This is a genomic window from Paenibacillus sp. UMB7766-LJ446 (genome assembly GCF_030226665.1).
Lineage (GTDB): Bacteria > Bacillota > Bacilli > Paenibacillales > Paenibacillaceae > Paenibacillus > Paenibacillus vandeheii.
The window spans coordinates 472,349-488,528 of sequence record NZ_JASOYM010000004.1 but is presented as its reverse complement, the minus strand read 5'-3'; the positions used below and the strand labels follow the sequence as shown (position 1 = coordinate 488,528).

Annotated in this window: 8 protein-coding genes; 3 read left to right on the top strand and 5 right to left on the bottom strand. The window is 46.7% G+C overall.

From position 1 onward, the window contains the following. Window positions 1-93: 93 nt before the first annotated feature. Complete coding sequence (locus QP794_RS13175; protein WP_285077474.1) at window positions 94-1,080, bottom strand: aldo/keto reductase; 987 nt, start codon at window positions 1,078-1,080, stop codon at window positions 94-96. 182 nt (window positions 1,081-1,262) lie between these two features. Between QP794_RS13175 and QP794_RS13170 the strand changes: the two genes are divergently transcribed. After that, complete coding sequence (locus QP794_RS13170; RefSeq protein ID WP_285077142.1) at window positions 1,263-2,180, top strand: AraC family transcriptional regulator; 918 nt, start codon at window positions 1,263-1,265, stop codon at window positions 2,178-2,180. A 177-nt stretch (window positions 2,181-2,357) separates the two neighbouring features. Beyond that, entirely contained in the window at window positions 2,358-2,816 is a 459-nt protein-coding gene (locus tag QP794_RS13165; RefSeq protein WP_024634318.1) for an OsmC family protein, read from the top strand. Between the two features lie 90 nt (window positions 2,817-2,906). Here QP794_RS13165 and QP794_RS13160 read toward each other — a convergent pair whose 3' ends face one another. Then, a complete protein-coding gene (locus QP794_RS13160) occupies window positions 2,907-6,962 on the bottom strand; it encodes an S-layer homology domain-containing protein (protein ID WP_285077140.1) in 4,056 nt (1,351 codons plus the stop codon). 226 nt (window positions 6,963-7,188) lie between these two features. Continuing rightward, window positions 7,189-8,691 (bottom strand): glycoside hydrolase family 30 protein, encoded by a 1,503-nt coding sequence (locus QP794_RS13155; protein ID WP_285077138.1) that lies wholly within the window; start codon window positions 8,689-8,691, stop codon window positions 7,189-7,191. A gap of 358 nt (window positions 8,692-9,049) precedes the next feature. Between QP794_RS13155 and shc the strand changes: the two genes are divergently transcribed. Then, a complete protein-coding gene (gene shc, locus QP794_RS13150) occupies window positions 9,050-10,945 on the top strand; it encodes a squalene--hopene cyclase (RefSeq protein ID WP_285077135.1) in 1,896 nt (631 codons plus the stop codon). A gap of 123 nt (window positions 10,946-11,068) precedes the next feature. On the opposite strand, the gene QP794_RS13145 is transcribed toward shc, so the two are convergent. Together QP794_RS13145 and QP794_RS13140 are read right to left on the bottom strand one after the other, a co-directional pair. Beyond that, a complete protein-coding gene (locus tag QP794_RS13145; RefSeq protein ID WP_285077134.1) occupies window positions 11,069-14,449 on the bottom strand; it encodes a galactose-binding domain-containing protein in 3,381 nt (1,126 codons plus the stop codon). 522 nt (window positions 14,450-14,971) lie between these two features. Then, on the bottom strand, window positions 14,972-16,027 hold the full coding sequence (locus QP794_RS13140) for a YeiH family protein (RefSeq protein ID WP_285077132.1): 1,056 nt from the start codon (window positions 16,025-16,027) through the stop codon (window positions 14,972-14,974). Between the last annotated feature and the right edge of the window lie 153 nt (window positions 16,028-16,180).

Below are 16,180 nucleotides of genomic sequence, written 5' to 3'. Positions count from 1 at the left end.
TGGGACTCCAATCTCTCGATTACGATTTGCTTCACTTGGTTCGATAACCGTTTACTCAATCTTTCCACCAGCTTTCTGGCATACTAAAATGCATCAGAGACCCGTTCTTCTCTCCAGCTCCTCTGTATATCTCGAACCCATCAGGGTAATTTTTGAAGCTACATCATTAATGCTCTGTACATCTTCGGGTGTGAGGCCAATGTCCGCCGCACCCATATTTTCTTTGAGACGACTCAACTTGCGCGTTCCCGGGATTGGCACGATCCATGGTTTTTGGGCCAGCAGCCAAGCAAGTGCGATTTGTGCAGGGGTGGCTTGGATTTTCTCCGCCTTCTCTTTCAACAGATCGACCAGCACCTGATTGGCCTCCAACGCCTCTGGCGTGAAGCGTGGCAGAATATTACGCAAGTCCCCCTGATCAAACGTTGTATTCGCGTTAAAACTTCCCGTGAGATATCCTTTACCCAAAGGACTAAAAGGGACAAAACCAATACCCAGCTCCTCAAGCGCTGGAATCAGTTCTTCTTCTGGACGTCTCCACCATAAGGAATATTCACTCTGGACAGCTGCTACCGGCTGAACGGCATGTGCACGTCGAATCGTGTTTACGCCGGCTTCCGACAGCCCCCAATGCTTCACTTTCCCTTCGCGAATCAGATCCTGCACGGCTCCGGCAACCTCTTCAATCGGCACATCCGGATCAACACGGTGCTGATAAAACAAATCAATCGCATCGATCTTTAGTCGCTTAAGAGACTCATCGGCAACTTTCCTGATCTGCTCAGGACGGCTATTCATCCCGCTCTGTTTGCCACCCTGAATGTCAAATCCGAACTTCGTCGCTATGACAACCTGATCGCGTACAGGAGAAAGCGCTTCGCCGACGAGTTCTTCATTGATATATGGACCATAGACTTCGGCGGTATCAAAGAAAGTTACACCGCGTTCAACAGCTTCCCGTATGACCGCGATCATCTCCGTTTTGTCCGAAGCTGGACCATACCCGTAGCTCATTCCCATACAACCAAGCCCAATTGCCGAAACTTCCAAGCCGCTATTTCCCAATGTTCGTTTTTGCATCATACAAACTTCCTTTCTTCGTTTGATTTCATAATCTGCAACCTAATATTATTATGCCGAACTAGCAGAACGAAACGGTATATCATTTGTCTTAATTGATTGCCTGATCCTCTCACACCCACTTTTGTCTAAGGTCGTTAAGTCTTATAATGAAGCAAGAACAACTCTCAAGGAGGATTTGTATGTCCGATAACGGAGGTCAGCAGCAACAGGAGCTCACCGAACTGATCAAGCGTCATTCCATTCATAATAGCTCCAAGGAAACGGAAATCCCTTCCCTGTATGTCTATCAGCATTCCAGCATTAGCGAACCTGCTTACCGGGTTTATAAGCCTTCATTTTGTGTAATCGTTCAAGGCTTGAAAGAAATCTTGCTGGCACAGGAAAGATTCGAATACGGACCCTCCAATTATCTGATTGCTTCCATGAACCTGCCGGTGATTGGTCAGATTATAAAAGCTTCCTCTGCTATGCCTTACCTGAGTCTCAAGCTTGAGTTTACACAGCATCAGATTCTTGAAGTGTTAAACGATTGTGATATTAAGGTCACGTCCAAAGAAAACGCCAGACGCGCCCTATTCGTTGGACAGATGGAGCCCTCCATTCAAGATGCTGTACTGCGGTTGGTTCGGCTGTTGGATACACCGGGAGAAATCCCGTTCCTTGCCCCACTCTATACGCGAGAAATTCTGTACCGGCTTCTGCAGGGACCCTATGGAGCCGAACTGGCCCAGATTGCGGTGGAAGGCAGCAGCAGCTACCGGATTCGGGAGGCCATCGAGCATATTGTTCAGCATTGGGAGCAATCGTTTCGGATTGAAGATCTTGCGGAGACTGCCAACATGAGTGTGTCCTCGTTTCACCGGCATTTTAAAGAAATCACCGCCATGAGCCCACTTCAGTTTCAGAAGCAACTTAGGCTCCAGGAGGCCCGTCGGCTGCTCATGGCTGAATCGGCTGATGCCGCTGATGTAGCATTTCGGGTTGGTTACGAGAGTGCGTCGCAATTCAGTCGGGAATACTCCCGCATGTTCGGAGCACCGCCGCGAGCAGACATCAAACGTTTGAAGGAAAAATACGATCAGGCCATGAGTGAATAAGCACATTGGATCAAAAGTTGAGAAGCCATAGAAATGGATAGCCACAAGGCTATCCATTTTTCAATTGACAGAGAATACCGAATTCTATCTACCTTGTATTGACAGCTTGTGAGACATGGAACTATAATCCATACTAAACCAAGTTACATACCATGCTTTATAAAGGAGAGGTATCGGATGGCTAATGTTCAGACTTTCAAAGCTACCGCACATCTACAAGACGGGGTAAAAGTAATCACCAAAGTGAGACAATTTGAACTGATCATCGATGAGCCAACAAGCCTCGGTGGTACTGACACGGGAATGAATCCTGTAGAAGCTTTACTTGCCTCCCTTGGCGCATGTCAATCCATTGTGGCCCGGGTTTATGCCTCCAAATTCGATGTCGTACTTGATGATTTCAGAGTGGAGGTTGAAGGTGATCTGGACCTTGACGGATTTTTCAACCGATCTGATGTACGCCCCGGTTATTCCGATATTCGATACACGTTCTATATTAAAACCAGTTCATCTGACGAAAAGGTTGAACCGTTTGTACAATTTCTGGAAAGCAAATGTCCTGTAGGTGATACGATCTCCAATTCGGTGAATACCAAGCTCAATCGCGTTATTATAGACAATGGTATATCGTTATAACAAAACGAATTAACCAGACTCCAAGATACAAAAAGGCTGCTCCCCAACAAGTTGTACTTGCTGGAGGGCAGCCTTTCTGAAATCTTGATTTTATTTTGTCAATTGAATAGCTCTTAGGATAAGTGTAGCGGCTTCGGCACGAGTCGTATTTCCTTGCGGTTTCAATGTTCCGTCTGGATAACCGTTAACGAGACCATTGGCAATGGCTGCGGCAAGTGCTGAACGTGCCCAACCTGATATTTCAGCGACATCAGAGAAGCGGATATTGCTCTCAGTATCCGCAATTTGCGCTGCACGAACGACCATCGTCGCAATTTGCTCGCGGGTCACCAATTCATCTGGACCAAAGGTATTATCACTATATCCATTAACAATACCTAGACCTGCCGCAGTGGAAATCGCGTCTTGCGCCCAATGGCTGGTGGTATCCGCAAATTCTTTATCAGAAGAGCCTTGTAAATTTAAAGCCTTAATGACAATAGTAACAAATTCGGCTCTGGTCATTTTTTTATCCGGTCTGAAGCTGTTGTCCGGATAACCTTGGATCACACCGAGTTCAACCAGATCCATAATACTGCCGGAAGCCCAATGTCCTTCGAGATCCGTGAAGTTTTTGGTGGTTCCTTCCGGAGTTGGCGTTACAGTCTTATCGGATACCAGAACAGCAAACTTCGTAAAATGATTAATGGTTCCAGATACCGTTCCATTCGTTTGATCCACTTGCAGATGTTCAAGTGCAATCCACTTTTGAGTTTGCTCGTTGAACCAATACAATCCCACAACCGAGTTCTCAAAGTTCACCTTGTTCTTGTCGAATGGCAAGGTAACAGTCACCGGCTTGGTGAAGTCCCCGCTCTTGCTCGCCGTAATCTCATAAACATCCCCAAGCAGTTTCAATGTGGAATCCGAGAACAGATTCGAGGTTTGGTTTACTTTATTAACGGAAATTACGACGCTGCTATCCATCGCTCCGGCTGGCACATTGATTTTAACCCCGCTCAGGCTCAACGATCCACCATTCACAGTAACAGTTCCACTATTGCCAGAAGTACCTGCTTGATTATCATTTGTTCCTCCAGTTGGCGTCGAAGGCGTTGAAGGTGTCGATGGAACCGTGGTGGATTCTCCGGCTCTGACAACAGTTACACTGTAGGTCTTGCTTGAACCATTACGTGCTATTACCGTAATTGGAATTACATTTTTCCCAACAGAAAGCCCAAACGGTTGGCTTATACCGTTCACATAAGGTTCACCTTTAGCAGACAAAGTTGCCTGGCTATCGGTAGCCTTCGCAGTAATACGGATGGAGTCTACGGCTTGTTCAACATTCACACTGTACGCCATAATTGCAGGATCAAATGCTGGACTCAAGGAACCTTGATCAACGGATAATTCTTCCAATGTAGAAACGTCAATCAGCTTCCCGGTCCGCATATCCTCCTTCACAAGTGCAAAATCCGCTGCGACCTGATGCGAGTAATCCTCAGCCGCATTAACAATAAAATTCTGCAAATCATCCCAGATCGGTACGATATTCGTTACAAAACGTTCCTCAAACTTGTAGTTCAACTCATCGGATACGTTGTCCAGGCGCGAGCTTGCATACGCGTAGGCTCTGGCCGCATCGACCAAATACTGCTCCAGCTCTTCCTTGTTCTTGAACGGCTTATCCGTGTAATCACCTTTAAAAGGTGAGACTTCCTTAATCAGGTACGAGCGATTCATTGCTTCAAGCACACCCAGATAAGAATCGGGATCGACTGCCGTTTTAAGATATGCATCTTTCGAAAGATTGGCGTCCCGTGTCTGCTCTTTCACGTCGAGCAGAATATCGTCCGTGTTGACCTCACTTGCTCCTTCGATTAGCACATTGTAGCGTTCAACCCCAATGCTGCCAATACCCTGATGAATACGGCGCACAATATCCTTTATCTTAAAATAGGCATTGAATTCATCGTCAGTCAGGTTTGGGAAATTGCTTCTGACTTGCAATTTGTATGCTTCCCAAGCGGCTTGAAGGGAAGCTTTCTCCGCCTCTGTCGCGGCCTCAAACTTGTCCGAATTACCAGCGATGTTTAATTTTCCATCAAGCGCCCGCTTGCCCAGCAATTTTTGCAATGCTTCCTCGTAAGACACTTTGGAGACTTTGTCCATAACCTCTTTCGTATAAGGGGTTACATTGCTTTTGGTCAGCTTGGTGTCTTTCGGGCTGATTTTGTTATTAATATCAACCAAAGTATCCTTATAGGTCTTAAGAAAAACGCGAGATACTTCCCGGAAATCAGCATCCTGCAGATTGGCAATCGCAGCGCTGTCTTTTTCGTATTTGACTACATAAATACTTGTAACAAAACGAATCAGATCGTCATAAAAGCTGCCGATTCCGGAAGAATCCACATCGTTCAGACTGAACACCATTTGATTGGTACTGTCGTTAAAGGTCCCCACATTCTGAATATGGGCATCGCCTTGCGTGTAAGTAAGGATGTCCTTCTGATTCCAGTCTGAAATTACTGAATCTGGAGAAGGAATAAGACCCGCAGCAAGATCATCCTTGAATAAGGAATGTGTACCGCGGAGGAAGGTGTATTCGTTCGCTCCCATGGCATCACTTCCATATTTATATTCTTTGGTGGCAGGGTCATTAAAGCCTGTATTGTCCGCTATGATGCTTTCTTCAACTTTCATTTTTCGAGTCTCATTCGCAAGTACCGGTTGACTGTACCGAAGCAGAGATACGTTAATCGCTTCCGAGGCCAGCCAGTCCCTATCTTGCACAGCGTCAGCCATTAACGTCAAACGAACCACAGCCGTGTCCATGACAGCGGAAGCGGATGTACCCGAAATGGTAATCGTGATGGTATTGTCACTACTTCGGCCCTCAGCCTGGATACTCCAGTCACCTTCGGGGAGCCCTGTCAAACTGTAAGCTTCCGGGTCCAGAACCCCATCCACGGGAACGCCGGCGCTAAGATTGAGTTGGATCGTGGTGTTCAGGCCCTTTGCACTTTCCATACGAATGTTGGACGATGAGGCGTCCAGTGCTGCTACAATCTTATTGGATGGCGTGAATTGAGCCATTGTTACGGTATTGCTTCCTTGGTACACCGTTAAGGATGAGGCTGGTTTGTGGACTTGATCCCACGCCCCAGGATGAATCTCAAATGTCAGAAGGCTATCTGAAACCACATTCCCGTTACCGTCTCCAGTGATGGTGACTTCGATCTGATCTCCACTCGCACTGGCTTCAGCAGAGAATCCTACCGGGAGGCCAAGCACACTGAAATCATCGGATGTCCAGAGCCCCTGCTTAACCAAGCCTCCAAATGCATTCAACGTAACCTTGTTATGTACAGGATCTACGCTCGAAGCTGATTGCATCTCTATCGTTTGATTAGTTTCCAGAATAACATAGGCGGAAGTTGTGCTTGAATTGCGAGCCTTTGCACCTTTGACCTTCTCAAAGTCCGTTCCGTTATTCCGTGTGTCCCAGTTGTTTCCGCGATTCGGGAACGCAGCTTCAGTAGTACTCTTCTCCGGATTCAGCGGATCGAACACATATCGTTGCATCGTGTTTTGTTTGCCAGCTTGTGGAGCCGGACTTCCCCAATAAGCATCCGCATTATATCCAACAAAATCAACCACATGTTCCTGTAATGCGTCAGCCATCGGATCATTGGCCGTCAACAGTTGTGTCGTATTCAATAAAACCAACTTTCCGTTGTTGTTATCTAGTTTGAATGAAGCTTCAGTGGCATCTGGCTGTGGAAGCTGCTCCCCGACACTACCATTGCTGCCAAGCGCAATCAGATAATAACCATATGCCGGAATCTGGGCAGTCGTTGTACCTAGCTGGGCTAACTTCCAATTATTGTTTTTGGTATCCGCAAATTGTATGGACCAGCCGTTCAGCGAAACAGGTTCTGCTGTCGGATTATATAGTTCTACAAAGTCGTTGCCGTACACGTCGAGCACATCGTCTTTCTTGCCTCCATAAAATTGGCTGATGACCACGTTTTTCGCCAAATTACTGGTGTTAAGGTTTTCTGATGCTGCGTATCCAATTCCTGAAAATGTCCAGAATGATTGAACAATCATTACTGCCACAAGGATCGTCGCTACCCAGCGTTGATTGATGTCTTTCAAGTTGTCTAACCCCTCTCCCATATAAAGCTCAGGCAAGTATATCAACCCAATGTAAGAGGACAGTTAAACTAAAAAATCATAATATCAAAATTGTAAAACCCTTGAATATGTAAAATTCACAACGAATGTATAGGATGGATGACATTAATAAAAGCAAATGAAAAGAGCCGCGACTGCTCGCGGCTCCTAGCTTCCTGGTTGTGGGAATCTGAATCCCTGCTACCCCTTAAGAAACATTTCCATACCATTTATACGTCATAGCAGACTTGCCTGGAATAGTGACAACGAAGCTTTGGCTGCCCCATTGGATCTTCACATTTTTCGACGAACTGGAAGAGTTGTAGGCGACAACCACTTTGGAACCGTCCGGATTGCGGAAAGCTACATTTTTAACTTCAGATCCGGTGTTGCTATCAATGCGGTATGCATTTGGTACAACAAATTTACTAAAGTGACCCAGCAAATAATATTGTTTGTGATATGTGACATTATTTTCGGGAGCGTCATTACGGTTGTCCGAGTTGCGGATCGTAATCATGCCTTTATTCGTATTGTTCGGTGAAAGCAAAGCTGGACCGTCTTTCTGATCCAGGGCAGCATTCCAGAGAATAATCGATTTGGACCAGTTTCTCGTAATATTAATGAACTCATTCATCATATTATCGAAGCCTGATGAGGTTCCATTCTGCGGATCATTCCAGTTACCAAAACCACCCTCTGTGAACCAAACGTCCTTGTCTGGATGATTGTTATGAATGGAGGTCATTGTCGAACCGTCACCGCTATCATAGTGGTGGAATGCGCTGCCTGATACGTAGCTGCCCTTGCCTGCGTTCTTCAGATTTGTAATGACCTGGTTCGGGAAGTTCCAATCCAGAAAGTTATGGTCGAATGCAATAATCTTGGTGTTGATTCCGGCATTCCGGAGCGTTGGTCCAAGGTAATCACCGATAAAGCCAGTCTGATCCTGTGCATCCATACCCATGGAAGGATAGTGGGATGGCTCGTACATTGGCTCGTTTTGCAACGTTACAGCATAGATGGGTACGCCTTCAGCCTGGTAGGCTTCGATGTATTTTTTAAAATAATTCGCATATGTGCCGTAATGCTCCGCTTTCAGTTTGCCACCGTTCAGATTGTTGGAATATTTCATCCAGGCAGGCGCACTCCATGGGGAACCCATCACTTTGATATTAGGATTCTTAGCAATTGCCGCTTTGACCATGGGCAGGATGTAAGCCTTGTCCCGGTCAATCGTGAATTGGTTGAGTGAAGTCTCATTTGGCGTATCCGCATAGGTGTAGGCTGCCCAGGCAAAATCGGAGCTGCCAATCGGCTGTCTCAATAAACTGAGTCCGATTCCTGTGTTGCCAAACAACTTCTCCATCACTTCCGCGCGCTTGCTGTTATCCAGCTTGTAGTTCATGAGCCATGCGGAAGCATCCGTTAATGATACGCCAAATCCATCCATTTGCTGATACGTTTTGTTTTCGTTTACGGTTATGGTAACATCCGCATTGCCTGAGCTGCTGCTGAAGTTTTTGGATGCAATCTTGGTGAGCCTGGCATCCGTTCTTAGCCCTACAGCCGGTTCGGAATTGGGGTCTGAAGTTGAAATCCATACCTCCACCTGTTCACCCGCTGCATGGGCGGTCTTAGGCACATACGAACCCGTAGTTAGCAGAAAAGTGGACAGTAACACTAACACGCTCTTTTTCCATATCTTCATACACATATCTCCTTTGAATGATTTAATTTGAGCTCCCAAATATTGAATTCCCCAAAAATGAAATCGATTTCATTTTTCAAAGCAAGTCGTCCATTTTTCAGTTGTTGCATGTTCGTAGTACTCACACCTCCTTTTTGAAGAGTCTCGGAGAAAGAAATAGATCAAATTCTTGTAAGCGTTAACAAAGATATTTATACACTTTATTGGAAGATATTTCAATAGTAAAATTCATTTTTTTATTTTAAATTGTAAAAAACATGAGTCGACCTGATTTTACCCTCATTTTCATCCCCTCCTCATTTCCCCCTGTTTGTCATCATATAATATATAAATGACGTACTTTGGAGGTATCCGTGGAATGGGCCATGTACTGAGCGAAGTTGATGAGGAAATTAGGCGGATGACGACTTCCTTGCTTCAACAGCAGCAACAAGACGGTTCCTGGCATTTTTGTTTTGAGAACGGTACAGTAATTGATGCATATGTCATCATTCTCTTTCGGATATTGGATGTTCAGAATGAAGCGCTGATCCGGCAGTTACATGATCGTATCCTTAACGAGCAGCAACCGAGTGGATGCTGGAGACTATACCCCGATGAAGAGGAAGGAAATTTATCTGCATCGGTTGAAGCCTACTACGCTCTGCTATACTCCGGGTACAGCCAGAGTACGGACGAGCCAATCCAAAGGGCCAAACGTTATATTCAGTCCAAAGGAGGTATCGGGAAAGTAACGAGCATTTTGACCAAAGCAATACTCGCCGCTACCGGACAAATGAAATGGCCTTTATCCATCTCGATGATCCCCCTGGAGATACTGATGTTCCCTACCTATTTTCCCATCAACTATTTCGAATTTTCCGGTTATTCTAGAGTCCACCTCACCCCAATGCTCATTATGGCAGACCTGCGCTTCTCCCTCACCATACCAGATGCTCCCGATCTGTCTGATCTGACCGACTTGCGAATTGTTGCAGATGAGTCAACTTCCCGAGAATATCAGGAAATGCAGGACGATATTCAAACCGGGAGAAGCAGACTCCTAGGCAACCCTCGCCACATTCACGACACTGCAAGAACCAAGGCGGAACAGTTTATGATAGAGCGGATTGAGTCTGACGGCACTTTATACAGTTATGCCAGCAGTACCATTCTGATGGTTTTTGCCTTATTGGCCCTAAAATACGATAATCAGCATCCCCTGATTACAAAAGCCGTAACCGGACTCACTGCCATGCAGTGCCGTTCTTCTGAAGGTAAAACGACAATTCAAAACTCCCCATCCACTGTATGGGATACGGCTCTGATTACCTACGCATTACAGGAGGCTTCCATTACCGATGACCATAAGGCTATTCAACGTGCGGCCTCCTATTTGTTCTCCCGTCAGCAAGATAAAACAGCCGACTGGAGCATTCATAATCCGAATACAGTCCCTGGAGGATGGGGATTTTCGGAGTCGAATACGCTCAATCCAGACGTGGATGATACAACAGCAGCTTTACGGGCAATCCGAAGCTTGTCCACCACGCTTCCAACTTTTCAGGAATCCTGGAATCGCGGGCTGAATTGGGTTCTGTCCATGCAAAATAAAGACGGCGGCTGGCCGGCATTCGAAAAAAATACAAACAAGGAAGTGCTCACCTGGCTCGCCATCGACGGTGCCAAATCTGCGGCTACAGACCCATCGGAGGCTGATCTAACAGGACGTACTCTGGAGTATCTCGGAAACTTCGCCGGGCTTGATACCAGGCATGAATGGATCAACCGTGGAACGAAATGGCTTATTCGAAACCAGGAGAAGGATGGCTCATGGTACGGAAGATGGGGTGTATGTTATATCTACGGTACTTGGGCTGCATTAACCGGTCTTACGGCTGTTGGGCTACCTGCAAGCCATGATACAGTGCAAAAAGGAACCCAATGGCTCTTAAGCATCCAGAATTCCGACGGTGGATGGGGAGAATCCTGCCAAAGTGACCGACTTCTACGCTATGTACCCTTAGGGGAAAGCACTCCCTCCCAAACTGCTTGGGCGCTTGACGCCCTTATCGCTGTTCAACCCAAACCCACACCCGAAGTGAATCAAGGCATCTTAAGGCTTATTGCATCCATACGCGAAAACGATTGGAGAACCTCTTATCCAACTGGCGCCGGTCTCCCCGGCAACTTCTATTCCCACTATCACAGCTATACATATATTTGGCCTCTACTGACACTAAGTCACTATAGAAAAAAATATGGGATATCTTAAATCTTCCTTCGGCAATTGCTGTCTTGCCGTATTTCAGAACCGGATCCATGTTCACCCTTTCCTCCTCCACTTAACCTAAACAAACAGGGAACTCTTAGAGCTCCCTGTTTTTGTTGAAAAAATTTATTGAATAATCAAATTAAACCCACTTTGAATCTGATTTACATTAGGATTGGCAATGTTGCTGGTTGTCAGATTATTGAATGTGGCAGAGCCATTTCCTGTATAGGTGTAAATGGCTGCACCTTTATGCGGAGTTGTGAACCTGGATGTCTCAATTCCGTCCAGACCGGTACCATTAATATTGATGTTGTTAAACACAATGTTCTGGAAACCGCCTCCGTATCCGAATTGAACGGCACTGCGCTGCGTATTGAGAATATCGATGTTGGTAAACGTAACGTTCTTGATGGAATCGTTGGAAGCTTCAAGATCAATGGCTCCACGTTCCCCATTGTACAGATCTTTGCTTGTGCCGCTGTTAATGATCGTTGTATCAGAGAACACAATACCTGTGTTATTTTGGAAATGGTATCCAGGGAAAACCGTGTTCATCCGAATCGCCGAACCGCCAACCGTGTCAACAATCAGGTTGTTGGTTGCCTTATGTCCGCTTCCACCGAAAAATGCAATGCCTGCTGCGCGCCAGTTATTCTCAATCGTGTTGAACGAGAAGGTGTTGTTCACGCCTGCAGGCGCACCGTTCACGTTGCTGGTCCATACGGCCAGACCATCATCACCATTGTTGCGAACACTGCTGTTGCGAACAGTTGAATTGCTCGTACCTTGGGCAAAGTTGACGCCGTCCGCAAGGTTATTCCGAATACGGCTGTTCTCGATCACCAGGCCATCGGCAATGATTGCAGGTGTATGGGCGTAATCCCCTACCCAGAAACCGCATTCAAAGTGTTCGACCCATACATTGCTGAACTTTGAATCTTTGCCGAAATTGTCCATAAAACCTTTGTAGACTGCATTTTCGTTATAGCGTGAACGCAGCATGGAATTCATATAAATATTGCTGAAATCCAGCTTGCCCTGCACACGGAACGAAATCCCGCCAGAGGCTGCATTGGGGTTGGTAAACTGGATGTTGGTATGCCAGATCCCTGCACCCACAATGGTGAGGTTATTAATCATATTCGTCGGTGTGCCAATCTTCCACATATTGCTGAGATGGAAGGTGCCCTCCGGGATATATAACGTCTTGCCTGTGGAAACCGCGGATTGGACTGCTGCTTCGAATGCAGCAAGATCGTCTTTTCCATCGTTAGCAATCGCACCAAAATCACTTACAGAGACGGAGTTAGCCGGGCGCGGAATCACAGCCTGAACGGGTTCGATTTCGAGAAAATCCACACCGTACTCCAAGCTATCTCCATTGTTTTTCTGAATACGAATGGTGTCTCCAGCTTTTAGAGGCGTATCCATTTTCCAGTGCACTTCATCAAAACGGAACAACGGACGTCCCGCACTTGGCGTATCTCCCGGATGATCGCTGGAGAAGTACTGCCAGTTGTAATAAGAGGTCAGGGGAACTGTTTTGGCCTTGGAACCGTTAACATAGACGTCAAGGGCACCGTTAAGCCCCATGCCATCTGTGGAATCCGGCATCGTGAAGCGCATGGTTACACCTGCGCCTCCCTCCCCTTGTCTAACTGTCCATTGTGCATAAGAACCGTTGGAAGGAAGAGCGATATATTTCTGCCCAGATGCTTCCGAAGCCGTCAATGCCTGATCAAAAGTCGGTGCGGACTTCAGTGCGGCACTGCCGCCACGCGTAGCATCTTCCGTATCATAACGGGTATAAGGCATGCTTGCACCACGGGCAGAATATACGTTCAAACTTGTTGTAACTACGTTATTCGTTTGTTTTACCGGAGCTTCATTAGTATCCACTGCTACGGTAGTTGTCACATTGTAATTACCGGTGGCAGCAGTCCACGTTCCAGCATTGACATTGACTGAAGCTCCCGGTGCCAATGTGCCGTTATAGGAACCGTTATACGTCTGAAGCGTTGCTCCGGCAGCATTCTTGAGAACAACCGTAACTCCGTGCACACCGCCTGCGGAGGCCATGTTGCCTTGATTTTTCAGATTAACCGTAAACGTTACTGCACTGTTTGCTGTAGGGTTGCTGGGACTCCAAGAGACCGTGCCTACAAGATCAGAACTTGTGATTGGCGCAACCACCAAAGCTGAGGAGTGCGTGTAATTGTTGTTTCCTTCATTCTCTTCGATGATCTGGTTATTCTCATCCACCTTGGCGCTGAGCGTATATGATGCAGCTCCTTTATTACCTGCATTAAGCGAGACCGTTGTTGAAGCTCCTGCTTGCAGAGCAGTTACCGGTGATGAACCAGCCAGTTCGTTGTTTAAATAGAAGTTCACGGTAGAAGCTGGAGAAGCAGCAGAGCCAATGTTTTTGACGATGGCATTAAGCGTTATTGAGTTGTTCTCCACTGGAGAAGACGGAGACCAGGACATGCCTGTAATCGTCAGATCAGGATTGGGTGCAGGTGTGCCAAACACTTGAAATTCAGCAATTTGCCCAGCCGGAGCGCCTGAGTTCGCCGTAATGTTCAGTTGCAGACGTTTAACCGTTGCTGATACGGGAATGGTCACGGTGTTGCCGGAAGCTGGGTTGAATGTATACGATTGTGAGGATACCAGATTGCTGAACGTTGTTGTGTCCTGATTATGTCCGAGCACTTGAATGGTCTGTGTACGCGTGCTCCAGACGGAATCCGGGTTCAGCTTCAGCACGATGGATGAAATCTTATGATTCGAACCGAGATCCAGCGTCAATGCGCTTGGATTGCTGCCGCCTTCCCAGTACGTATTGATATTGTTATCGTTTGCATTCGCAGCTACGAAGTTTAAGGTGCTGGACGATGCAGTAATCGACTTACCACTGGCAATGTTGCTTCCCTCTGTAGGGAGTGGAGGCTCCACAGGATCGGGGCCAGGTACAGTTGGTCCCTCACTGCTCGGGCCGTAGATTTCAAATGTAGACAGTTGAGCTGCCGGCCACTCGGAATTACCCGTTACGCTTAAGCGAACGTACCTTGTCTCGACAGCAGGAAAATCGACGGTAACCGAGTTCTCCCCAACGGATGGATCAAATACATAATCCGCGGAACCCTTGATGTCCGTAAAGGTTGAACCGTTCGTGCTGCCTTGCACGGTTATGGTTTGGGTTCTCTTTTCCCATGCTGCCGGAATCTTCAATACGATTTGGTCAATGTTGGTGTTGCTTCCTAGATCCACTTGAATCCATTGGGGGAAAGCGCTGTTGGTACTTTCCCAATAGGTTGCTTGGTTGTTGTCAATCACATTGGTCGGGCTGTATGTTTGGTTGTATCCGCTCGCAGTAACATTTTTGCCCTGTGCCAAGTCTGGTCCTCCTGCTGCTGATACAGAAGCTGGGGATCCGACAGTCAGAAATAAATTCGAGACTAGTAGTGTCAATACGAGTGACCATACGATATACTTGTTGCGCATTAAATTCCTCCTCAGGTTATTAGCAAAATTGTTATTCAATAAACGAACGGTTGAATTCCAGCCTATTTCTCTGCGCCGATCATCACCCCCTTATTAAAATACTCATCCTGCTATCTTACTTGGATCTTCCATCGCTGGATTAGCTTCAGTATAAACCGCTTCCCATTCTCCTTATCGGACCCCTAGATACGGTATTCGGACTTCTAATGTTCCTTTTCGGATGTTTACGTACAACCTGAATACTTGCGAACATAAAGTACATCGTTATCCAGACTTTCCTGTGTGCATTTCGGACTTTTCAACCATAAAAGGAAAATATTTATATTTTCGGCATGATATTTGCATGATGTTCGTCATTTCATTGGTCGTGTTCTTCTGGATCTGATGATCACCATCTGTCGAACAACAAAAAGCACACATTGATCCACTAAGAGTCAATGCGTGCTTTTTGTTGTGTTTGGTTGAGTCATTCGGCTTGCAGAAGAGTGTTCGTTGTGGCCTGCCTGAGTTTAAACAAACGACCTAGTTCAGACCAAAAACACAAACCAGCACGAAGCCGATTACCGACAAAACAATAGAGCCAAGCAGCCCTGCCAAGAAAGGCTTTTTGCCCATACGGCGGAAGGTAGCAATATCCACACCTAACCCCAATCCAGCCATGGCCATCGCAAGCAGCATATAGGAAAGAACCAGAAGCCCCGAGATCATCTCTTGCGGAATAATACCCAGCGTATTTAATCCACTCATCGCCAGAAAACCGAAAATGAACCAGGGTACAGGCAATTCACGCCACCGGATTCCTTTAGCTGATTGTTGCTCTCCCCCACGCGCCTGTCGTCCACTCCACAAACCGATGATCAGCGCAATCGGGACCAGCATCGCGACCCGGGTTAGCTTCACGATAACTGCCATATCCAGTGCTGCTTGCCCTCCTGGTGCAGCCCCCGCGATGACATGGGCCACTTCATGCAGTGTAGCGCCTGTGAAAACGCCATATCCATTCGCACTTAAACCCAATACCGGATACAGGAATGTATAAGCCAGAGTGAAAATGGTGCCCAATATAGCCACCGTGGCTGCACCTACTGCGGTTTCTTCATCTTTAGCCTTGATCTGTGACGCAATCGCGACCACGGCTGCGGCACCGCAGATGGCTGTTCCACATGCAGTCAGCAGCCCTATTCTTTTGTCGATCTTTAACCACTTGCTCAGTCCGTAGACGACAAAGATCGTAACCGCAACATTGATTGCCGCTAGCGCAACCACTTTGTAGCCTGCATGGACAATATCCAGCAGGTTCAGCTTCAGCCCCAGCAGAATGATGCCGAATCGCAGCAATCGTTTTCCCGAGAAGGAGATCCCGGATTGAGCGCTCAGCGGTACGCCTCGTATGGCCCGGTACAGGATGCCAAGCAGAATGGCAATAACCAATTGTCCCATGATATTCAGAAACGGCAGATAACCCAGCAGCTTGGCAATGAACGAGAGTAGTAAGGTCAGTCCAATCCCCTGCAAAAATCCCCGGTTTCTAACCACTTTTATATTTTTGACGAATCTCAACTGTGTCTGTAAGATCATAGCTCTGCACTTCCTTATTGGATAAAGTATATCCTCACTATAGAAGCAGAATGATAAGAAGTGAAATATGAATCTGCGATCCTAATCATTACAAAAACTTATGATTGATTGCCTATCTTATGCTAAAATGAGTTCAATAGGCTTATTCCCATG